The organism is Cohnella thermotolerans DSM 17683, assembly GCF_000429825.1.
GTDB classification, from domain to species: Bacteria; Bacillota; Bacilli; order Paenibacillales; family Paenibacillaceae; genus Cohnella; species Cohnella thermotolerans.
Genome location: NZ_AUCP01000056.1, coordinates 25672 through 46286, shown reverse-complemented (window position 1 = coordinate 46286; position 20615 = coordinate 25672). Strand labels below are relative to the sequence as shown.

Genomic DNA, 20615 nt, shown 5'->3' with positions numbered 1-20615 from the left:
GAGAGGGGCTGTCCTTAGTACGAGAGGACCGGGATGGACGCACCGCTGGTGTACCAGTTGTTCCGCCAGGAGCACCGCTGGGTAGCCAAGTGCGGGAGGGATAAGCGCTGAAAGCATCTAAGCGCGAAGCCCGCCTCAAGATGAGATTTCCCAGTACGTAAGACCCCTGGAAGAACACCAGGTAGATAGGCTCGGGGTGGAAGCGCGGCAACGCGTGGAGCTGACGAGTACTAATCGGTCGAGGGCTTATCCTAAGACACGTAAGGGCGCATTCGTTTCGTATCCGGTTATCAAGGCGCAAGGCCATCATAACCGAAGTTCCGGCGGCAGAATGATTCTGTCGCCTTTTTGATTTTCTCAGGGAATCCGGCAACGCTGCGGCTCCGATCCTAGCGCCGACGGAAAAGAGTATGGTACAATTCGGGACAAAGCCAAAGGGCTCTCCAACGAGACTTCATTTGTTACGGACGGTTGATTATGAAAATCGGATTTCGCACGCTCAAAACGGCCATTGGCGTCAGCATATCCGTTCTGCTGGGACAATTGCTTCACCTGCAAAATTTCACGGCGGCGGGCATTCTGACGCTTCTCTGTATTCAGAAATCGCGCAAACAGTCCATCAGGGCCGCGGTCAGCCGGTTTTTCGCTTGTCTGACCGGCATGTTCTTCGCCGCCGGCTTGTTCGAGCTCGTCGGTTATCGGCCCTACGCGCTGCTCGCCATCCTCCTGATTTTCATTCCGATATGCGTACGGTTCAAAATTCAAGAGGGCATCGCCAGCAGTTCGGTCATCATGATGCACGTCTATATGCACAAGAAGGTCGAGGCGGCTTTTTTCCTGAACGAATTCCTGATCGTAGTGATCGGGCTGGGCGTCGCGCTTGCCGTCAACTGGTACATGCCCAGCATCGACAGGACGCTGAACCGTTATCAGGAGGAAACCGACCGGCTGATCGGCCGCATTTTGCACGAGATCGCTTCCTATTTGAAGAACAATTACACGCAGTGGGACGGGAAAGAAATTTTGCAGCTGTCGGAGACGCTGGCGAAAGCCCGGGATCTCGCCGCGCTCGACGCGGAAAATCGGCGGTACGGCAGGTCGAACAGCTATGCGTTGTTTTTCGAGAAAAAGCAGATTCAATTCCAGCTCTTGGAGCGGATGCTGCCGATGGTGTCGCGAATTACGGCGCAGATGGAGCAGAGCACCCGAATCGGCAATTTCGTCGAAGAGTTGAGCGTCCATTTTCAGAGCGGAAAGGAGACGAACCGGTTCTACGTCATGCTGCGGGGCATCCGGGAGTATCACAAAGGGCTGCCGCTGCCCGAGACGCGCGAAGAATTCGAGAACCGGGCGAATTTATTCTCGATGGCCAACGAATTGGAACGGTTTATCGATACGCTATAGCGAGCGATTGGCGGGAGGTTCCCGTTCGTTGACATCCGCCTATTCGACGACCAAGATAGAAAAGAAGGGATCGTTATCAACGTTGACGGAGGCATCTGGAGATGGACACGAGCATTGTCAATCGAAGAGGAGCGCTGCGACATGCGCAAAAGAAACTGGCGGAAGGCGCATTGACGGTCGGGTTTATCGGCGGTTCCATCACGGACGGGCGCCCCGGCCACAATTGGCCGGAGCCGGTCATCCGCTGGTTGGCGGAGACGTACCCGAACGCGCGGATCGCCGTCGAGAACGCGGGCATCGGCGCGACGGGCAGCGATCTCGCCGCATTCCGGGCCCGGCGGGATCTGATCGATACCGGCTGCGATCTCGTCTTCGTGGAGTTCGCCGTGAACGACAACGAAGTTCCGACGGAGCGCCGCAATCGGACCCGCGAAGGGCTGCTGCGCCAGCTGCTGTCGGACGGCAAGCGGGACGTCGTTCTCGTTTATACGTACTGTCAAGACATGTACGAAGACATGATGAACGGCCGCGTGCCGCCCAGCGTGGCCGAATTCGAGGCGCTCGCCGAGCACTACGGCTTGAACTCTGTATGGATGGGCAAGCATGCGCTGGAGGAAGTTCGGCGCGGGCTGCTGCGGTGGGAGGAGTGGCTGCCCGACGGTTTGCATCCGACGGAACGCGGAAGCCTTAGCTACGGCGAGAGCGTGATCGGATTTCTAAGGGAGGCGCTGGGCGACGGCGGGAGCGGTCAAGACGAGTCGGCGGCATCGTCCCTTCCGGAGCCGCTTCACGCGGATTGTTGGCAGGACGTGCGGTTTGTTCCGTTCGAGGACATTCGCACGGAAGGTCCGTGGACCGTGCGTCGCTGGGTGAAACTGCATTGGATCGACCGGACGCTGTCGACGTTTGCGGTCGGCGCGAAGTTAAGGTTTTCGTTTGAGGGACAAGTTCTTGCGCTCGCTTTCGACTTCGGCAAACGTTCGGCCGAATTCCGTTACCGGATCGACGGCGGAGAATGGATCGTGTCTTCGAGGGAACGGCCGGACTGGTGCGGAGACAGCGGCTGGATGAAACTGGAAGTTCTATACGACGGCTTGGCGCAGGGGCGGCACGAATTCGAGCTCGAGGTCGTCCACGGCGGCCGGCCGGACTGCAAGGGAACGAATTTCGATTTGGCTTTCGTAGGCGTGATCTAAAAGGGAAAAGCCGGGCGGCAAAGCCGTTTTGCGGGGAAGGCTTCGGGCACAATAAGGGGCAGGGAGGTGCGTCGTTTATGAACAACGCTGCCGCGCTTCGCGAACCGAAGCTCAGAAAACTGCTCGCCAGCGCCGGAATTAGCTGGCTCTTCGACGCGATGGATGTGGGACTCGTCTCGTTCGTCGTCGCCGCGCTGGCCGTCGAATGGAAGCTGGGCGCCCAGCAGGTCGGCCTGCTGACGGCCGTCAACTCGATCGGCATGGCGGTGGGAGCCGCCGTCTCGGGTGCGCTGGCCGACCGCTACGGACGGCGCGCGATTCTGCTCTGGACGCTGCTGCTGTTCTCCGTCGCCAACGGACTGTCCGCCTTCGCCACCAGCTTCGCCATGCTGTGCGCGCTGCGCTTTTTTGTCGGCTTCGGCTTGGGCGGCGAGCTCCCCGTCGCATCCACGCTCGTCTCCGAATCGGCGCCCGCGGCATTCCGGGGACGCGCGGTCGTCCTGCTCGAAAGCTTCTGGGCGGGCGGCTGGCTCGTCGCGGCGCTGATCTCGTATTTCGTCATCCCGCAGTACGGTTGGCGCACGGCATTGATACTCGGCGCGCTTCCCGCGTTCTACGCACTCTATTTGCGGAGGAGCATCGAAGATTCGCCAACGTATATCGCCGGGCAGAAGACGGTAAAGCTCACCTTCGGAGCAAGGGCCGCTTCGGTCTGGGCGGCTCCGCACACCCGATCCACCGTCGCGCTATGGGTGCTCTGGTTTACGGTCGTCTTCTCCTATTACGGGATGTTTCTCTGGCTCCCGACGGTCATGGTGATGCGCGGCTTCGATCTCGTCCGCAGCTTCGAATACGTGCTGATCATGACGCTCGCGCAGCTTCCCGGTTACTTCACGGCCGCTTACTTGATCGAGAAGCTCGGACGCAAGTTCGTGCTCGTCGCGTATTTGCTGCTGACGGCCGCCAGCGCCGTCTGGTTCGGCAACGCGGTGACGGAAGGATCGCTTCTCGCCGCCGGAATCTGTCTGTCCTTCTTCAACCTGGGGGCATGGGGCGCGATGTACGCCTATACGCCGGAGCTGTATCCGACCTCCGTCCGGGCGACGGGCGTCGGACTCGCCGCCTCGTTCGGACGGATCGGGGGCGTCATCGGTCCTTATCTGGTCGGCTTGCTGGTGGCCGGAAACACCTCGATCTCCGCGATTTTCGCGATCTTCTTCGTCGCGATCGTCATCGGCGCGCTGACCGTGCTCCTGGTCGGAAGGGAGACGAAAGGGATCGATCCGGACGGGCAACCCAGTCGCTAACGCATCGTCAGTCTTTATATACCCCCGCGATTGCGCGCCTCGCTGGCAGCCCGCTGCTGCCGGGGAGGCGCTTTCGTGTTAGAATCGGATTGGATCCCTAATCGTCGTAATGCTGCTCGTCGGACGCTTGTTCGGTGAAACGGATGTAAGCGCTTGCCTCGCCATTCGGGTTGCGGGGATCGAGATTCGTTACAGGAGGGACGTTCGAAGATGCGGAGAGGAGATTCGTACCTCGACAAGCTATATGAAGAAGCGGCCGGGCAAAGAGCCGCGAGGAATGCGGCCGCCGGCCCCGCCGAACGGAAGGGGCGTTTGCTCGAGCAACTAAAGGCGTCTCTCGGAGCGTTTGAACGGGTCGGGCGCATTCGTTCGGTGCCGCTGGAGCGCGTGGAGTTCCCGGATTACGTTCGCGAGCGAGTGGAGCTGTCCGTCGTGGCGGGACTGTCGTTCGGCGCCTACGTGCTTCTTCCCAAGAAGCCGGGAGGCCGACGGCCGGGCGTTATCGCCGTACACGGCCACGGCTACGGAAGCCGGCAAATTTGCGGCATGCTCGCCGACGGGACGCCCGATCCCGGCGACACGGACATCTATCGCCACTTCGCGGTCCAATTGGTTCGCAGGGGGATGGCGGTGATCGCTCCGGATATGATCGGCTTCGGCGAACGGATGCTGCAGGCCGATCTGGACGACAATCCGCAGTCGCCCAACTCCTGCTACCGGCTGTCGACGCAGCTGCTTATGATGGGCAAGACGCTCACGGGTCTTCGCGTCACCGAGATGCTCGGCGCGCTGGACTATTTCGCCCGGCGAGAAGAGGTTGATCCGCAACGGATCGGCATCGTCGGCTTCTCGGGCGGAGCGCTCATCTCCTGCCTCGTGTCCGCTCTCGACGAACGCATCGAAGCCGCCGCTCTGATCGGTTTTCCCAATACGTTCAAAGACAGCGTCATGTCTGTCCATCATTGCATTTGCAACTATACGCCGGGTATTCTCGAGATCGCCGAGCTGCCCGAGCTGATCGGCTTGATCGCTCCGCGTCCGCTCTTCCTGGAATCGGGCGATCGCGATCCGATTTTTCCGGCGGAAGGCTTCCGGAAAGCGGTGGAGGAGATTCGCTCCATTTATCGGGCCGAAGGAGCGGAAGAGCGGTTCGACAGCGACCTTTTCCCCGGGGGGCACGAAGTCAGCGGGCGAAAATCGTTCGACTGGCTGAAGCGGACGCTCGGCCGGTAAAAGCATCCGCACCCGCTACGACGACCACCCCGTAATTTCTGACTGGAGCCGCGGAAGCGGCAAGCGCAAGAGCCGTTCGGCAAAGGAATCTCGCCTTTGCCGAACGGCCTCTTTTCTGCAGCAGGAAAAATCGCCCCATCGAAATGCCGGCGTCGGACGAAGCGGCTCCCGTTGCGGAGCGGAGCTTCGCTTGCTATACTGGGCACGAACGCAACATGGACGGACCACTATTCCGAACAGGAGCCAATCCGATGCGAATTCGATCTCGTTTTCCTCTCTTTGTGCTCGTCTTTGTCGCTTACGCGCTGATCATGGCCGCTTACGCGATCTACACGTCGCCCAACAACGTGCCGGACGCTTACAAGGGGACGGCGGTCGATCCCGCCACGTATTACACGGCGGAGCAGTTGCGCGACAGCCAGAAACTGAATGCGGTCCGCAACTGGATCTTCTTCCTGAGCGCGCCATGGGAGTGGCTTATCTATTTGTACCTGCTGACGAGCGGCGCCGCTCGCCGCTGGAAGGAGGCGCTGGAGCGGACGAGGCTTCCGGGAGCCGTTCGCTTTCCGCTGTTCGTCCTGATGGTAAACGCCTTTGCCTTCGTCGTTTATTTGCCGCTCCGGGTATGCAGCTATGCGATGTCCAAATCGTACGGCATCACGACGCAGCCGGCGAGCGGCTGGATCCGAGACAAGCTGGTCGACTTCGGCGTCAGCTATGTGACGGCGCTCGCGGTGTCGGCGGTCGTCTTCTGGATGCTGTCCCGGCACGGCCGGTGGTGGTTCAAGCTGTGGCTCATTTCTATTCCGTTCACCTTGTTCTCGATGTACATTCAACCGGTCGTCATCGATCCGTTGTACAACCATTTCTCCCGGCTGTCGAACCCCGAGCTGGAGAGCAAAATATTAAGCCTCGCCGCCAAAGCGAACATCCATGCGGACCGCGTTTACGAAGTGGACATGTCGAGCAAGACGAATGCGCTAAACGCCTATGTGACGGGAATCGGCCCGTCGCTGCGCATCGTCCTGTGGGACACGACGCTGAACAAGCTGAGCGAGCCGGAGATTTTACTCGTCATGGCGCACGAGATCGGCCATTACGCCATGCACCATCTGGAATGGAGCGCGGTCGGGGAGGTCGGCGCCTCGCTCGTCATGCTGTGGCTCGGCTCGCGGCTGTACGAATGGGTGCTGCGCGCAAGAGGAGAGCGTTGGGGCATCCGTTCCGTCGCGGACGTCGCTGCGCTGCCTTTGCTGCTTCTGCTGCTGTCCGTCCTGTCGTTCGCGTCGCTTCCGATCTCGAACGCAGTGTCCAGGCAGGCTGAGGCGGCGGCGGACCGCTACGGGATGAACCTGCTCGGGAGCGCGGACGCGGCGGTGACGATGTACCAGCGGATGGCCGTCACCAGCCTGAGCGACGTCAACCCGCCGCTGCTCGTCCACTGGTTCCGCGATACGCACCCGAGCGATATGGAGAGAATGATCGATGCCCAGCGGTTCAAACAACAGCATTCGTCCTGACGTAAGCCTTTATTTGATCGCGGGGGTGAAGACCGCTCCGCATTTTATGGAAGAGTTCCGCCAGGAGCTTCACGGGAAGCTCGAGTCTGCGGGCGCTGCGGTACGATCCCGGCTTCTGTTCCCTTACGGAGACTGGACGCGCAAGGCGGTTCCGCAGCTGTGGGAAATTCGCCGCGACATCGGACTGGCTCCGCGGAACGCGGCCAAGTCGATCGGCGGCAACCGCGTGCTGGAAGCGATCCGGTCGGATGAAGAAGAGACCGGAAGCAGGCGCCGGCCGATTCTGGTCGGCCACAGCGGGGGAGGGGTGGCGGCCGTTCATGCGGCCCAACTGCTGCTGGAGCGGGAGGGGGGCCGGCCTTCTCCCGTCGTCATGGTCGGCGCTCCGAGATGCCGGATCGCGCCCGAGCTTAGAAGCTCCGTACTGTACGTGTTCGCGGAAGGAAAAAGCTCGGGCGCCGGCCGCCCCAGACCGTCCGATCCGGTCGTCCGGCTCGGAACGTTCGGCGGGTGGGAAGCCTCGCGCCGCTTCCGGCTGCCGGTGTGGAACGCGGGCAAGCATGCGCCCGCGGAGCGTCGGCCGGTGCCGATTCTCGGCGGGCATGCGGATTATTTCCGCAGCCGCCCGCCCTTTGTCAGCCCGGAAGGCCGGACGAATCTGGAGTTGATCGTGGAGGAGGCTTGGCGTTGGCTGGCTAGGCACGAGAGCCTGGAATAAGCTCGCGGGCGATCCACTCGTAAGAACGGACGCGCTCGTCAAAATCGTGCGCGTACGAGACGATCATCAACTCGTCCGCCCGGTAGGCTTCGGCCCACGATCGGAGCCGCCGGCTAACGTCCGCGGGGCTGCCGACGGCGGCTTTCAGGGCAATCCGATTCGCAATTTCCTCCAGGTTCTCCCCCGCAAGCATCCGCTTTGCCTGCTCTACGGTCGGGATTCCTTCGGCGGTCGTTTTCCCCTGAGAGGCCAGCCAACGCCAGGCATATGTACTCCAATACAGCTCCAGCGCCCGCTCGGTCGTATCCGCGCAGAAGGCGGAGACGGCCAGCATGAAGTACGGCCGCTTGAGCGAACGCCGCGGACGAAAATGCTCGAAGTACGTTTCCATCGCCCGGCGGGTATTCTCATCGTTCATAAAGTGGCCGTAAGCGTAAGCCGAACCCGTCTCTCCGGCGAGCTTCGCGCTTTTCTCGCTCGTGCCGAGCACCCAGGGCTCCGGCGGGGAAGCGGGAATCGGCGCGGCTTTGATCCGGGAATGGGGATGATCCTCCGGGTGGTCGTCGTCCAGAAAACGCAGCAGCTCTTCGTACGCTTCCGGCAGCTTCCAGACCTTCTCCAGGAAGTTGTCGGAGAGCGCCATGGACACTTCCGCGGAGCCGCCGGGAGACCGGGCGACGCCGAGGTCGATCCGGCCCGGGAACAGGGTGGAGAGCAAATTGAACGTTTCGGCGACTTTATAGGGACGGTAGTAGGGCAGCAAAATGGCGCCGGCTCCGAGCCGGATGCTCGACGTCCGGGCGCCGATATACCCGAGCATGATTTCCGGCGCCGAGCAGGCGAGCCCGCCAAGATCGTGGTGTTCGGCCAGCCAATATCGGCTGTAGCCGAGGCGTTCGCCCTCCTGCGCCAGCCGGAGCGCGTTCTCCAGCGCCTCGCGGGGCGTGCCTCCGGCCGTAACGGGCGCTTGATCCAGAATGCTCAACTTCAACGATTCGCACCTCCTGAAGTGTCGTTTTCCACTATCGGTAAGTGTAGCAGTTTTCCGGGACGGGGACGAGCTCGGGACGCAAAGATTCACTAAACATGTTGGTGCTAACGAACCTGAGAGTCGTTATTTCTCAGAAATTGAGCTCGTTTTTGATTTAACGAACTCCAGCGTCGCTATTCGCAGCGAAAATCCTTTAATTCCGGTTAAACGGACGGGATAACGACTGTAGGATTCGTTAGACTGCTTCTTTGCTCAATTTCGACCATATAACAGTTCCTCGATTCGTTAGCCTAGCCGTCACCCCGTCGCATGCACCGCTGAACGAAGAAGACTCCCGATCGCCATCGGAAGTCTTCCTAAGCCTTGCCGCCGTCAGGGCGACCTTAACTTGTCCACGTCGATGAAGTCGCGCTCCTGGCTGTAAGCCGGCACGCCGTGAATGCTGACGTCCAGGCCGATCCGCTCCTCGTCGGAAGTGACGCGGACCGGCCGCCACATGCCGATCAGCTTGAGCGTCAGCCAGGTGAGGGCGAAGCCCCAGACGGCGACGACCGCGAGGCCGAGCGCCTGGACGCCGAGCAGCTCCCAGCCGCCGCCATAGAACAGTCCGCTGTGCGCGGCGGCGCCCGGCTGGGCGAACAGGCCGACGGCCAACGTACCGACGCTGCCGCTGACGCCGTGAACGGCGAACGCGCCTACGGGATCGTCCACCTTCCGCTTCTCCAGCCATTCGGAGACGAGCACCATGACGACGCCGGACACGGCGCCGATCAGAATCGCGGCTCCGTCAGAGACGTAGGCGCAGCCGGCGGTAATGCCGACCAGTCCCGCGAGCGCGCCGTTGATGACCATCGGCGGGTCCGCTTTCCGGTACCGAAGGATCGTGAACAGAATGCAGGCGGCGCACCCGGCGGCGGAGGCGAGCATCGTCGTGACGGCGATATGCCCGATGCCCGGATTCGTGGCGCTCAGCGTGCTGCCCGAGTTGAAGCCGAACCAGCCGAACCAGAGAATGAACGCGCCGACCGAGGCGAGCGGCAGGTTCGAGGGCGGCACGATGTTGACCTTGCCGTCTTCGCCGTACCGTCCGATGCGCGGGCCGAGGAAGAGCGCGGCGGCCAGCGCGGCGAAACCTCCGAGCGCGTGGATGGCGGCCGACCCGGCGAAGTCGATCATGCCGAGCTTCGCGAGCCACCCTTCGGACGACCAAATCCAATGGCCCGATATCGGATAGATAAGGCCCGTCATGACGATCGTATAAACGATATAAGCGCGAAAATGGATGCGTTCCGCCGCAGCGCCCGATACAATGGAGATAACCGCGATGACGAACGCGCATTGGAACAGCCAGAACGTATCGTGCGAGACGTTGCCGGGAAGATGCGTCAGGTCTCCTGTCATATTGAAGCCGGTCAGCCCGATCAGGCCGCCGGCGTCTTTGCCGTGCATGAACGCGAACCCGAAGACGTAATAAATCAAAGCGCCGAACGAAATGTCGACAAATACTTTCATAATGATGCTGACGGCGTTTTTCTGCCGGACGAATCCCGCTTCCAGCAAGGCGAAGCCGCCTTCCATCAGCAGAATCATAGCTGCGGTAAGCACGACCCAGACGGTATCGAGACCGTTGGACAAGTCGGCGAGCTGCATAACGTTCATCTCCATCGATTTTTGTGGAAACCTTACATGACAGCTTGGAAACCGCACTCATTATATAGTGGAGAGTTACCTATGTCAACGGATAATGTTAGTGTATGTTACATATTACATCGGTTCAGCCATTCGTCTCCGTCTCGAGACGGAGGCCGGATTCCATCCTCCGCCGCTGGGGCCGCTTCCCGTCTTCCGCTATAATGAGGACATAACAAGAAAAAAAATAGACGGGCAACGCGCTCCGAACTATTTTAATGGAGGAATCAAACATGCATCAGTCGACCGTGCACCGGATCTTCTGGGGATTGATACTGGTCGGCGTCGGCGCCGCATTCCTGCTCAATCAAACCGGCGTCATCGCCATCGACATCGGCGATTTGATTTCAGTCTTTTGGCCGGTCGTGCTCATTCTGGTCGGCGTTCAAGGGCTGCTTATTCAACGCCACGGCGGCTTCTGGTGGAATCCGGTCGTCATCGGGGTGGGCGTCTATTTCCTGGGCAAAAATCTGGGGTGGTTCCATTGGAGCCTCGGCGATATGATGAAAATCGTCATTCCCGTCGTCCTGATCGGCTACGGCTTATGCCTGATCGTCCGCGGCGGGCGCAGCCGGCCCACGCGGAGGGAGCCGGAAGGCTGGAATTCGGTAACGCCGCCTTCAACCCCGCCGGAGCCGGACCTCGCTCCTCCTCCGCCTCCTCCGATGCCGTACGACAGCCCGTTCACGTTCGGACCGGAGCCTGATCAGCCCGAACGCGCCGCGGATCAGCCCCCGCCTCCTCCGGGCGGCGGCAACGCCCGGCGCGAGCCGGGTCCCGAGCTCCAGGAGCTGCCCTGCGATCCGCGCCCCAAAGATCCGCGCTATTGGAAGCACCGCTATTGGAAGGAGCATCATCAACCGTTTTGGCCGGAGGGCGGTACCGATTCGGCAAGCGACAATTACAGCCGGTTTATCGGCGACTTCGAGATCGGCCGGGATTATTTCGAGCTTCGCCCGATGAGCGTCTCTCACTTTATCGGCGACACGCGGCTCGATCTGACGCGGGCGCAGATTCCGGTCGGCGAGACGAAGATTTACATCTCCTCGTTCATCGGCGACGTCAAAGTGTTCGTGCCCAACGATTATTCCGTCGGCCTCCGGGTCGTCTCCAGCTGTCTCATCGGCGACGTTAAAGTTATGGAGCAGAAGCGCGGCGGCTTTTTCAACCAGATGAACGTAGAGACGCCCAGCTTTGCGGACTCGGCCAAACGGATCGTGCTCATCGTGAGCACGTTCATCGGCGACGTGCGCGTGACGAAAGTAGGCTGAACGTATGCTGCGCTCGATTCGAAACAGCAAATGGGAGCTGGCCCTGTTCGCGGGGGGCTCCACGGCCGTTGTGATAGCCCTTCTCTATATTGGCTGGACCCGATGGGACGGCCAAATCCCGAATCCGAAGTGGTGGATGGGCTGGGGGGTCGCCTTGTTGATCGCCGACATCACCATCGCTTATAGGTTAGGAAGGCGTACCGAGCGGAGAATCGACCAACTTCAGCTTGCGATGAAGCAAGCGGCCTCGAACAACTGGAACGTTCGGCTGCCCGAGATCAAAGGCGACGCCTTCTCGGGCATTTACCGCGATTTCAACCTTATGCTGGAGAAGCTGGAATCGCGGATGAAGCTGCTTCAGCAGCTCGGGGAGCGGCGAGTTCTGGAGGAAGTGCCCGCTCACGAAGCGGCCGTTCTGGAAGAACGCCGGCGGCTTGCCCGGGATTTGCACGATACGGTCAGCCAGCAGCTGTTCGCGCTGCACATGGCTTCGTCCTCTCTGCCGAAGCTGATGGAGCTGGATCCGGAGCAAGGGGCCAAGGTCATGCAGCAGCTTATTGTCATGTCATCGTCCGCCCAGAAGCAAATGCGCGGCCTGATCGCGCAGCTGCGGCCGATGGAGCTGCAGGGAAGAACGCTGCCCGAAGCGCTTGACCGCTGGTTCCCGGACTTCTGCCGCCAGAACGGGCTTCAGGGAACGCTCGACATCCAGTGCGACGTCGCGCTGTCGGAAGCGATGGAGCACCAAATGTTTCTTATCATTCAAGAAGCGATGGCGAACGTCGTCAAGCACGCCGAAGCGAAGACGGTGCGCCTGACGCTCGGAGAAACCGAAAGCCAAATTTCGCTTCAGATCGAGGACGACGGCGCCGGGTTTCGGGCGGAACAAGTGCGCGCGGGCGCCTACGGCTTATCCACGATGCGCGAGCGGGCGGAGAAGCTCGGCGGCGACGCGGAGATCGTGACCAAGCCGGGCGCCGGCACGCGGGTTCGCGTCTGGTTTCCGAAGTTCTAGCCAATAACGGGCGAAGGAGTAAATTTCGATGAATGCTGAACCTCAAATCTGTCGCGTTCTGATCGTGGACGACCATGAGATGGTCCGAACCGGCTTGCGCACTTACTTGATGCTGGATCCCCGGTTCCGGGTCATCGGCGAAGCTTCGAGCGGGGAGGAGGCGCTGAACGCGCTGGCCAGCGGCGGCTTCGACGGACAGATGCCGGATTTGGTGCTGATGGATTTAATGATGCCCGGACTGAACGGCGTCGATGCGACCCGCGCTTTGCTCGAGCGTTATCCCGGCTTGCGGATCGTGATTTTAACGAGTTTTCTCGAGGACGATAAAGTCGTGGAAGCGATCGAGGCCGGCGCGGTCAGCTACGTGCTCAAAACCGTATCCGCGGACGAGCTCATTTATGCGATGCAGGGCGCTATGCGCAGCATGCCGGTCATGAGCGGAGAGGTGTCCCAAGCGCTGACGCGCGGGCTGCGCCGCCGCTCGACGCAAGAGGAGGACGAGGGCCTGACGGAGCGGGAGCGGGAAGTGCTGCTGCTCATCGCCGAAGGGAAGTCCAACAAGGAGATCGGGGACGAACTGCATATCAGCGTGAAAACGGTCAAAACCCACGTCAGCAACCTGCTCATGAAATGCGAAGCGGAGGACCGGACGCAACTGGCCATCTACGCGCACCGCAAAGGCTGGGCGCAATAGCGGGAACGGTTATTCCCCGGCAAATTCGGGTAAGCTATCTATAAAAAAGGGGATGCCCATGTACCCGCTAAACTCCCGTTTGACGAATCAAGAGCAGGAATTCGTTCCGGTGCGCAGCGCCCTGGCCGAACGGGGATTCGCCCTTGGCGGCTCTTGGGACTACGACCACGGCTCGTTCGACTGCGCGCTCGACGAAGCGAATAAAGTGTGGCTGCGGCTGCCGTTTCGGGTGACGAACGGGAATCTGGACAGCGAGACGCCGGAAAACGACGCGAAAATCCGGTTCGACCAACCTTACGTCTTGAAGCATATTTATAACGAAGGCTTGGATGCGGAAGCGCAGCCGAGAACGATGGGCGCTTTGTTCGACCAATTCCAAGACCCGGTCGACGCGGATGCGGAGATCGAGCCGCACTGGATCGACAAAGCGCGCGAGCGTCTCCGGGAAGCGGAAGCGATCTACCCGGCATGATCCGACGCCGCGAGCAGCGCCCTCCGGGCCAACCGGGGGGCGCTCCATTTTCACCGGGAACGCTCTTCGCAACACTTTGTTCATCTTCCGTTCATCTTTTAGATTTGGCTCATTTCGGTTTAATCTAGTTTTAAGGTTGGGGAGCGAATATAGAGTCAAGCAAAACGATAGCAAATTCGCCCGACAAAAGGCGGTTCATACGATGTGAGGAGGAATCGGCGATGGATGAGCAAAACAAAAGATCGGATGATTTGTTCGGATTTCGATACAGCGAAGATCGGGATAGCGTGAAGCGCGAAGAAGGCGCGGCCGAATACGGGACGGAGCGGACCGAAGTCAACGGGGAGACCGTCTATCGTCCTTATGCTTCCAGCGAGGAAGTGACGTCCAAACCTTCCGGCGACGCCGGGGAGACGACGACTTATACTTACGGACCCTTCGGCATGAGTTCGAGCTCGAGCCAAGGGGGAGGCGACAACGGCTCCGGCCGAAGCCTTCCGGCCGCCCGGGAATATCGTCCGTTCACCGTATCCGGCGGCGGACGCAACTGGGAGAACCCGCCCCGCAGGCGCAGTTCGTTCCGCGCGATGTTCGCTTCGTTCATGGTCGGCGTCGTGGCGGTTGGCGGTCTGATGTTCGCGGCCGACCGCGGCAACTGGTTCACCGGAACGCAGCTTGCGAGCGGCAGCTCCGTCACGCAATCCGAATCGGCCAAACCGGTGAACAATACGGTCAGCAACGCGGTCGACACCGTTCGTCCGAACAACATCTCGAAAATTTTCGAGCAGGCGAGTCCGGCGGTTGTCAAGGTCGAGACGTACACCCAAGCGCAAAACCGTTCCAACAGCCTGTTTGACGATCCGTTCTTCCGGCAGTTCTTCGGCGACGAATACGGCAATGGAGGCGGCAACGGCGGCAATGGCAATGACGGCAGCGGAAGTCTGCAAGAATCGGGCATCGGTTCCGGCTTCATTTTCGATTCGACCGGCTATGTTCTGACCAACGAGCACGTTGTTCATGGCGCATCTCAAATTAAAGTTACCGTTGATGGCTACAAAGAACCGTTTACCGCCAAGTTGCTCGGATCGAGCTACGATCTGGACCTGGCCGTATTGAAAATTGAAGGCAAGAACCTCCCGACGCTGAAGCTGGGCGATTCGAACGCTTCGAACATGGGCGACTGGGTGGTCGCCATCGGCAATCCGATGGGATTTGACCATACGGTGACGGTAGGCGTTCTCAGTGCGAACAATCGCAAAATCAGCATTCAGGACACGGACGGCACCCGGAACTACGAGCATTTGCTGCAGACGGACGCTTCGATTAACCCCGGCAACTCCGGCGGTCCGCTGCTCAACCTGGACGGCGAAGTCATCGGCATCAACACCGCCGTCAGCTCGGATGCGCAAGGCATCGGCTTCGCGATTCCGACGAGCACGATCAGCGAAGTGCTGGAGCAACTGAAGACGAACACGAAAATTCCGGCGAAACCGTCTCCGTTCATCGGGGCTACGCTGTCGGATCTCAACTCTGCCATTGCAAAAAGGCTGGGCTTGAGCAGCACGGACGGCGCTTTGGTCAATAGCGTTCTTTACAACTCGCCGGCATACAATGGCGACCTGCGTCAGTACGACGTCATCACCGGCATCGACGGCAAGTCCTACAAGACATCGAGCGAATTGGTCGAAGCCATTCAAGCGAAGAGCGTCGGCGACAAAATCACGCTGAACGTCGTTCGCGCCGGCAAGAAAATCGACATTACCGTTACAATCGGCGACAAGAACGAATTCGAGGAGCAGCAACAGCAACAGCAATAAACGGCCTTGCCGGAAGCATAGCAGCAAGGGGCAGTCTTTCAGGGCTGTCCCTTTTCTAATAAAATAAAGTTGATTTACAAAAAATGAATTCCGTTGACACAAAGGGGAATCCGATGAGACCGCATATTGTAGTAATCGACGACGACGAGAAAATCACTTCCTTGCTGAGGAGAAGCCTGGCGTTCGAAGGTTATGAAGTGACGACCGCGCCGAACGGTCAGGAGGGACTCCGAATTTTGCAAGGCAGGCATGCCGATCTGGTCGTGCTGGACGTCATGATGCCGCAGCTCGACGGCTGGGAAGTGTGCCGGCGCCTGCGGACGGCGGGCATTCATTCGCCCGTTCTGATGCTGACGGCCAAGGACGACGTGCAGGACCGCGTCAAAGGGCTCGATATGGGGGCCGACGACTACCTCGTCAAGCCGTTCGCGCTGGAGGAGCTGATGGCCCGGGTTCGCGCGCTGCTGCGCCGCCGTCCGGAGCAGACGGAAGAAAGCAACCAGCTGCGCTTCGAGGACTTGCTGCTGGACGTCGACGCCAGGGAAGCGATCCGGGGCGACAGGCGGATCGAGCTGACGGCCAAGGAGTTCGATCTTCTTCATCTGTTCATGCAAAATCCGAAGCGGGTGCTGTCCCGCGACCAAATCATGGAGCGTATCTGGGGCTACGACTACAGCGGGGAATCGAATGTGCTGGAAGTTTACGTGGCCATGCTCCGTCAGAAGCTGGAGGAGCACGGCGGCCGCCGGCTCATTCAAACCGTCAGGGGCGCCGGTTACGTGTTGAAGGGAGAAAGCTGATACTTCATGTCCATCAGGCTTCGGCTCACCTTGTGGTATTCAGGCTTGCTCGCCGTTACGTTGGTGACGTTTGGATTTTTGGTTTATTACGTCGTTTATCATAACACGATGCAGGACCTGCAAAAACGTTTGAAGGACGAAGCGAGAACGATTCAACCGATTCCAATCCGAACTCCAACGGGCACCGATTTAAGCTTCCAAGTTCCCAGAGGATTTGATTTTAACGGGGTTTTCGTTCAAATGGTCACCTATTTGGATGATGAGAACGGTCATGTCAGTATGAAATCGTTCGAATACGAGAAAGATTTCGATCATCCTCGACTTAAAGATGCTCAGGTGGGGTTTGTCAAAGTAAGTTTAGACGGGCAGCCCTTTTACATTTTTGAGAACCCTGTCAGAATACAAGGCAGCGATCGTATAATCGGCCTTCTTCAAGTTGCAGCTTACATCGGCAAGGAAGAGAACATGTTATCTCAACTTCGCACGATTCTGCTACTAACTGGACTAGCCGGATTGCTGGTTGCTTTCCTGCTAGGCATGTTCCTGTCCCGCAAGGCGCTGCGGCCGATCGGTCAAGTGGCGGAGGCGGTGGAGCAAATTCAGAGCGGCTCGGACCTGAGCGTCCGCTTGCCGGTGGAGAGCCGCGACGAGATCGGGCGGCTCACCCATACGCTCAACCATATGCTCGAGCGAATCGAAGCCGCCTACAAAGGGCTGGAGGAAACCTACGCCGCCCAGCGCCGCTTCGTCTCCGACGCTTCGCACGAGCTGCGGACGCCGCTTACGACCATTCGGGGCAACGTGGACTTCCTGGAGAAAATTTGGAGCGATCCGCCCCGCGCGCTGTCGGCCGACCGCGAGAGCGCGGAGACGTCGACCGCGGAGCCCGTCGGACAGCGGCTCACAGTTCAGGAGCGCGAGATGATGTCCAAGGAAGCGATTCACGACATCGCCGACGAAGCCCGCCGGATGAGCCGGCTGGTCAACGATATGCTGTCGCTCGCGAGGGCGGACGCGGGATACGTCATGGAGAAGGAGCGGGTCGCGCTCAAGCCGCTCGCCGAGGAAGCGGCCCGCCGGGCGGCGTTCCTTCCCCGCAAGGCGCAATGGAAGATCGGCTCGCTGGACGCGCTGGACGGCGTCTGGGTAATGGGCAACCGCGATTATTTGCTGCAGCTGCTGTTCATTTTCATCGAGAACGGGTTTAAATATACGCCTGCCGGCGAAGTCCGGCTCGAAGCGTTCCGCAAGGACGACAAGGTCGGTCTCGCGGTGTCGGATACGGGCATCGGCATCAGCAAGGAAGACGTGCCGCACATTTTCGACCGGTTCTACCGCGTCGACGTATCGAGGGGACAAACGCCGGGCACCGGGCTCGGCCTGTCGATCGCGAAATGGATTGCCGACATGCACAACGCGACCCTGGAAGTCCGAACGAAGCTCGGGGAAGGCACGATGTTTATCGTCTGGCTGCCCATCGACTTTTCCCAGCCTCCCGAATACGATATAATAGAAGCTACGGTACGCCCGGAGCTTCCGAACAGGGAGACGCAACTCAACCAACAAGGGCGGGAAAGCAGGCGCTAGACAATGGAAGTCGTGAAAATCTCCCCAAGGGGATATTGCTATGGCGTGGTGGATGCCATGGTTCTGGCGCTTCAAACGGCGAGGAACTTGGATCTGCCGCGCCCCATTTATATTTTGGGCATGATCGTGCATAACAGCCACGTCACCGAATCGTTCAAGGATGAGGGCATCATTACGCTCGACGGGCCGAACCGTCTCGAGATTCTCGACAAGATCGAGAGCGGCACGGTCATCTTCACCGCGCACGGCGTCTCGCCGGAAGTGCGCAAGCGCGCGAAGGAGAAGGGGCTGACGGTCGTCGACGCCACCTGTCCCGACGTGACGAAGACGCACGATTTGATCCGCGAGAAGGTGTCCGAGGGATACGAGGTCGTCTACATCGGGAAGAAGGGGCATCCCGAGCCGGAAGGGGCGATCGGCATCGCGCCGGAGCATGTCCATCTGGTCGAGACGGAACAAGACATTGCGACCTTGCAGCTGTCGACCGAGCGAATCATTATTACCAATCAGACGACGATGTCGCAATGGGACATCCGGCACCTGATGGCCAAGCTGCTCGAGCTTTATCCGACCGCCGAGATTCACAACGAGATTTGTCTGGCTACCCAGGTCCGGCAAGAGGCGGTCGCGAACCAGGCCGGCCAGGCGCAGCTCTGCATTGTGGTCGGCGATCCGCGAAGCAACAACTCGAACCGCCTTGCCCAGGTCTCTTCCGAGATCGCGGGCGTCCCGGCTTACCGGGTTTCGGACGTAACGGAGATTAAGAGGGAGTGGCTGGCCGGCATCGATCGGGTCGCGGTGACGTCCGGCGCTTCGACGCCGACTCCAATAACCAAGGAAGTCATCCAATATTTGGAACAGTACGATCACAACAATCCCGACACCTGGGAAATCCGCAGAACCGTCAACATGAAAAAACTGCTCCCTGCCGTAAGGGAGAAATCGGTTTAAGATGTGGAGGGGCTCGGCGCCGTAGATAGCGAGAAAGGAGCGCCCATGAATCGTTTACGCAAGTTGCCCCGTTGGCTTAAGTATCAGTACGTCAAGCTTCTCCGCGCCAAAGGAGGAGCGACCGTCGTCGCTATGGGGTTTGCCATCGGCTTGTTCGTCGAGATGTTCAACCTGCCGACTTACGGCACCTCGTTCCTGCTCATTTTTCCGCTCAATTACCTGTTGCGCGGGAGCTTCGCGGCGGCGCTCGTAGGGTTTCTTTTCGGCAAAATGATTTATATTCCCATGTCTTTCCTGAATGCGAAGATGGCGGGGGCCGTGCTGCCCAAACATTTCGCCGTCCAGATCTCGTTTCTGCCGGACCTGATCAATCATGCCCTGCTGCTCAATTTGAAGCTGATCGTGGGCGGGATTATTAACGGCGCGATTCTGGGATTGCTCTTCTTCTTCCCGATTCGGTACAGCGTCAACGCCTTCAAGCGCAAACGGCGGGAACGGCGGAAGCTGAGCCGCGCCAAGACGGTGGAGACGAATGCGGCGCTCGAATAGGAAGAACCGGGAGTCAGACGGCAAAGAGACGAAATAGGACGGAAAGGCGAATCGGCAGCGTTGACAACCTGCCGTTTTTCCGTTATAGTTACTTTAGTGAGTAAAAGCTTAAAAGCGTATAAGCGTCAAAGCGGATAAGCGCTAAAACGTGCAGGAGCGTGAAATCATGATCGTTATTACTTCTCCCCATATTTCCGAAGAGCGGATCGCCGACATCGTCCGCCATATCGAGCAGAGCGGCGTGCAAGCGCACGTATCCCGCGGGACCGACCGCACGGTGATCGGCATTATCGGCAAGGCCGATCCCCATCTCGCAGAGCATCTCCGCTCGATGTCGGGCGTCGAGAACGTCATCAAGATTTCGAAATCTTACAAGCTGGCCAGCCGCGACTTCCATCCCGACGATACGATCATCGAAGTGAAGGGCGTGAAGATCGGCGGCGACCAATTGGTCGTCATGGGCGGACCTTGCGCCGTCGAGACGCCGGAGCAGATCGACGAGATCGCCCGCCTGGTCAAGGCCGCCGGCGGCCAGGTGCTTCGCGGAGGCGCGTTCAAGCCGCGAACCGGCCCGTACAGCTTCCAGGGCATCGGCGTCGAAGGCTTGAAGTGGATGAAGGAAGCCGGGGACAAATACGGCCTCGTGACGATCACGGAAGTCATGACCCCCGAGTACGTGGACATCTGCGCCGAATACGCGGACATTATGCAGGTCGGCACGCGCAACATGCAGAACTTCGATCTGCTTCGCAAGCTCGGCACGATCAAGAACCCGGTTCTGCTGAAGCGCGGCTTCAGCGCCACTTATGACGAGTGGCTGAACGCGGCGGAATACATTCTCGCCGGAGGCAACCCGAACGTCATGCTGTGCGAACGCGGCATCCGCACGTTCGAGACGTACACGCGCAACACGTTCGACCTGGCCGCGATTCCGGTCGTACAGCAGCTGTCCCACCTTCCGGTCATCGCCGACCCGAGCCATGCGACCGGCCGCCGCGAGCTGGTCGAGACGATGACGAAGGCGTCCGTCGCCGCCGGAGCCAACGGCCTCATTATCGAGATGCACACCGATCCCGACAACTCCGCCACAGGCGACGGCGTCCAGTCGCTGTTCCCGGATCAGTTCGCGAATTTGCTCAAGGAGCTCGAGCAGCTCGCGCCGCTGATGGGCAAGCGATTCGATACGCCGAAGGAGCCGGCGGAAGCGTTCAACACCTGGAAGAAGTAAACCGGCACCAGCCGTCCGACCGGTCTTGCGAGACCGCGAGGGCGGTTGTTTTTTTGCTCCTCTCCGGCGCCTTCATGCAAAATATTGGGGCTGCATATTCTTTACAATTGACGAGCCGACCGTCCCTTATTCTCGACAGATGGAAGAACGCATACTATGGATGGTGGAGGTGG

At 59.7% G+C, this 20615-nt stretch carries 18 protein-coding genes and 1 rRNA gene; 17 read left to right on the top strand and 2 right to left on the bottom strand.

Annotation, left to right across the window (positions count from 1 at the left end; translation table 11 throughout):
- The 7 genes from G485_RS0112075 to G485_RS26205 form a co-directional block, all read left to right on the top strand.
- Positions 1–254: ribosomal RNA gene (locus tag G485_RS0112075) — 23S ribosomal RNA — on the top strand; the annotation flags it as partial.
- A gap of 223 nt (positions 255–477) precedes the next feature.
- Entirely contained in the window at positions 478–1404 is a 927-nt protein-coding gene (locus G485_RS0112070) for an aromatic acid exporter family protein (RefSeq protein ID WP_027092775.1), read from the top strand.
- 101 nt (positions 1405–1505) lie between these two features.
- Entirely contained in the window at positions 1506–2600 is a 1095-nt protein-coding gene (locus G485_RS0112065) for an SGNH/GDSL hydrolase family protein (RefSeq protein WP_027092774.1), read from the top strand.
- 77 nt (positions 2601–2677) lie between these two features.
- A complete protein-coding gene (locus tag G485_RS0112060; protein ID WP_027092773.1) occupies positions 2678–3907 on the top strand; it encodes an MFS transporter in 1230 nt (409 codons plus the stop codon).
- Positions 3908–4117: 210 nt separating this feature from the next.
- A complete protein-coding gene (locus tag G485_RS0112055) occupies positions 4118–5140 on the top strand; it encodes a dienelactone hydrolase family protein (protein ID WP_027092772.1) in 1023 nt (340 codons plus the stop codon).
- A 251-nt stretch (positions 5141–5391) separates the two neighbouring features.
- Positions 5392–6660 carry a M48 family metallopeptidase gene (locus G485_RS0112050; protein WP_027092771.1) on the top strand — a complete coding sequence of 423 codons (1269 nt, stop codon included), beginning with the start codon at positions 5392–5394 and terminating at the stop codon, positions 6658–6660.
- Positions 6626–7378 carry an alpha/beta hydrolase gene (locus tag G485_RS26205; RefSeq protein WP_051318217.1) on the top strand — a complete coding sequence of 251 codons (753 nt, stop codon included), beginning with the start codon at positions 6626–6628 and terminating at the stop codon, positions 7376–7378. Before G485_RS0112050 ends, G485_RS26205 begins: the two co-directional genes overlap by 35 nt.
- Here G485_RS26205 and G485_RS0112040 read toward each other — a convergent pair.
- Together G485_RS0112040 and G485_RS0112035 are read right to left on the bottom strand one after the other, a co-directional pair.
- Positions 7356–8369 carry an LLM class flavin-dependent oxidoreductase gene (locus G485_RS0112040; protein ID WP_027092770.1) on the bottom strand — a complete coding sequence of 338 codons (1014 nt, stop codon included), beginning with the start codon at positions 8367–8369 and terminating at the stop codon, positions 7356–7358. The two genes, G485_RS26205 and G485_RS0112040, sit on opposite strands and share 23 nt — an antisense overlap.
- A gap of 372 nt (positions 8370–8741) precedes the next feature.
- On the bottom strand, positions 8742–10019 hold the full coding sequence (locus G485_RS0112035; protein ID WP_027092769.1) for an ammonium transporter: 1278 nt from the start codon (positions 10017–10019) through the stop codon (positions 8742–8744).
- Positions 10020–10291: 272 nt separating this feature from the next.
- On the opposite strand from G485_RS0112035, the gene liaF reads away from it, so the two are divergent.
- The 10 genes from liaF to aroF all read left to right on the top strand — a co-directional run bounded on the left by liaF (position 10292) and on the right by aroF (position 20442).
- Positions 10292–11329 carry a cell wall-active antibiotics response protein LiaF gene (liaF, locus tag G485_RS0112030; RefSeq protein ID WP_027092768.1) on the top strand — a complete coding sequence of 346 codons (1038 nt, stop codon included), beginning with the start codon at positions 10292–10294 and terminating at the stop codon, positions 11327–11329.
- Positions 11330–11333: 4 nt separating this feature from the next.
- The gene (locus G485_RS0112025; RefSeq protein WP_027092767.1) at positions 11334–12344 is read left to right on the top strand and encodes a HAMP domain-containing sensor histidine kinase; all 1011 of its coding nucleotides are present in this window, start codon (positions 11334–11336) and stop codon (positions 12342–12344) included.
- A gap of 28 nt (positions 12345–12372) precedes the next feature.
- The gene (locus tag G485_RS0112020) at positions 12373–13038 is read left to right on the top strand and encodes a response regulator (RefSeq protein WP_027092766.1); all 666 of its coding nucleotides are present in this window, start codon (positions 12373–12375) and stop codon (positions 13036–13038) included.
- Between the two features lie 58 nt (positions 13039–13096).
- The gene (locus tag G485_RS0112015; protein ID WP_027092765.1) at positions 13097–13510 is read left to right on the top strand and encodes a YugN family protein; all 414 of its coding nucleotides are present in this window, start codon (positions 13097–13099) and stop codon (positions 13508–13510) included.
- Between the two features lie 221 nt (positions 13511–13731).
- Complete coding sequence (locus G485_RS26200; protein ID WP_035155904.1) at positions 13732–15327, top strand: S1C family serine protease; 1596 nt, start codon at positions 13732–13734, stop codon at positions 15325–15327.
- 113 nt (positions 15328–15440) lie between these two features.
- The gene (locus tag G485_RS0112005; protein ID WP_027092764.1) at positions 15441–16127 is read left to right on the top strand and encodes a response regulator transcription factor; all 687 of its coding nucleotides are present in this window, start codon (positions 15441–15443) and stop codon (positions 16125–16127) included.
- 465 nt (positions 16128–16592) lie between these two features.
- A complete protein-coding gene (locus G485_RS26195; protein WP_338027754.1) occupies positions 16593–17714 on the top strand; it encodes a sensor histidine kinase in 1122 nt (373 codons plus the stop codon).
- Between the two features lie 3 nt (positions 17715–17717).
- Entirely contained in the window at positions 17718–18665 is a 948-nt protein-coding gene (locus tag G485_RS0111995) for a 4-hydroxy-3-methylbut-2-enyl diphosphate reductase (protein WP_027092763.1), read from the top strand.
- Positions 18666–18710: 45 nt separating this feature from the next.
- A complete protein-coding gene (locus tag G485_RS0111990; protein ID WP_035155902.1) occupies positions 18711–19214 on the top strand; it encodes a DUF2062 domain-containing protein in 504 nt (167 codons plus the stop codon).
- A 166-nt stretch (positions 19215–19380) separates the two neighbouring features.
- On the top strand, positions 19381–20442 hold the full coding sequence (aroF, locus tag G485_RS0111985; protein ID WP_027092761.1) for a 3-deoxy-7-phosphoheptulonate synthase: 1062 nt from the start codon (positions 19381–19383) through the stop codon (positions 20440–20442).
- Positions 20443–20615: the final 173 nt, after the last annotated feature.

Excerpts from the sequence above, each read along its gene's own strand:
- G485_RS0112070 (WP_027092775.1), top strand. The coding sequence starts at position 478 with ATGAAAATCGGATTTCGCACGCTCAAAACGGCCATTGGCGTCAGCATA.
- G485_RS0112065 (WP_027092774.1), top strand. The coding sequence starts at position 1,506 with ATGGACACGAGCATTGTCAATCGAAGAGGAGCGCTGCGACATGCGCAA.
- G485_RS0112060 (WP_027092773.1), top strand. The coding sequence starts at position 2,678 with ATGAACAACGCTGCCGCGCTTCGCGAACCGAAGCTCAGAAAACTGCTC.
- G485_RS0112055 (WP_027092772.1), top strand. The coding sequence starts at position 4,118 with ATGCGGAGAGGAGATTCGTACCTCGACAAGCTATATGAAGAAGCGGCC.
- G485_RS0112050 (WP_027092771.1), top strand. The coding sequence starts at position 5,392 with ATGCGAATTCGATCTCGTTTTCCTCTCTTTGTGCTCGTCTTTGTCGCT.
- G485_RS26205 (WP_051318217.1), top strand. The coding sequence starts at position 6,626 with ATGCCCAGCGGTTCAAACAACAGCATTCGTCCTGACGTAAGCCTTTAT.
- G485_RS0112035 (WP_027092769.1), bottom strand. The coding sequence starts at position 10,019 with ATGCAGCTCGCCGACTTGTCCAACGGTCTCGATACCGTCTGGGTCGTG.
- liaF (WP_027092768.1), top strand. The coding sequence starts at position 10,292 with ATGCATCAGTCGACCGTGCACCGGATCTTCTGGGGATTGATACTGGTC.
- G485_RS0112025 (WP_027092767.1), top strand. The coding sequence starts at position 11,334 with ATGCTGCGCTCGATTCGAAACAGCAAATGGGAGCTGGCCCTGTTCGCG.
- G485_RS0112020 (WP_027092766.1), top strand. The coding sequence starts at position 12,373 with ATGAATGCTGAACCTCAAATCTGTCGCGTTCTGATCGTGGACGACCAT.
- G485_RS0112015 (WP_027092765.1), top strand. The coding sequence starts at position 13,097 with ATGTACCCGCTAAACTCCCGTTTGACGAATCAAGAGCAGGAATTCGTT.
- G485_RS26200 (WP_035155904.1), top strand. The coding sequence starts at position 13,732 with ATGGATGAGCAAAACAAAAGATCGGATGATTTGTTCGGATTTCGATAC.
- G485_RS0112005 (WP_027092764.1), top strand. The coding sequence starts at position 15,441 with ATGAGACCGCATATTGTAGTAATCGACGACGACGAGAAAATCACTTCC.
- G485_RS26195 (WP_338027754.1), top strand. The coding sequence starts at position 16,593 with ATGTTATCTCAACTTCGCACGATTCTGCTACTAACTGGACTAGCCGGA.
- G485_RS0111995 (WP_027092763.1), top strand. The coding sequence starts at position 17,718 with ATGGAAGTCGTGAAAATCTCCCCAAGGGGATATTGCTATGGCGTGGTG.
- G485_RS0111990 (WP_035155902.1), top strand. The coding sequence starts at position 18,711 with ATGAATCGTTTACGCAAGTTGCCCCGTTGGCTTAAGTATCAGTACGTC.
- aroF (WP_027092761.1), top strand. The coding sequence starts at position 19,381 with ATGATCGTTATTACTTCTCCCCATATTTCCGAAGAGCGGATCGCCGAC.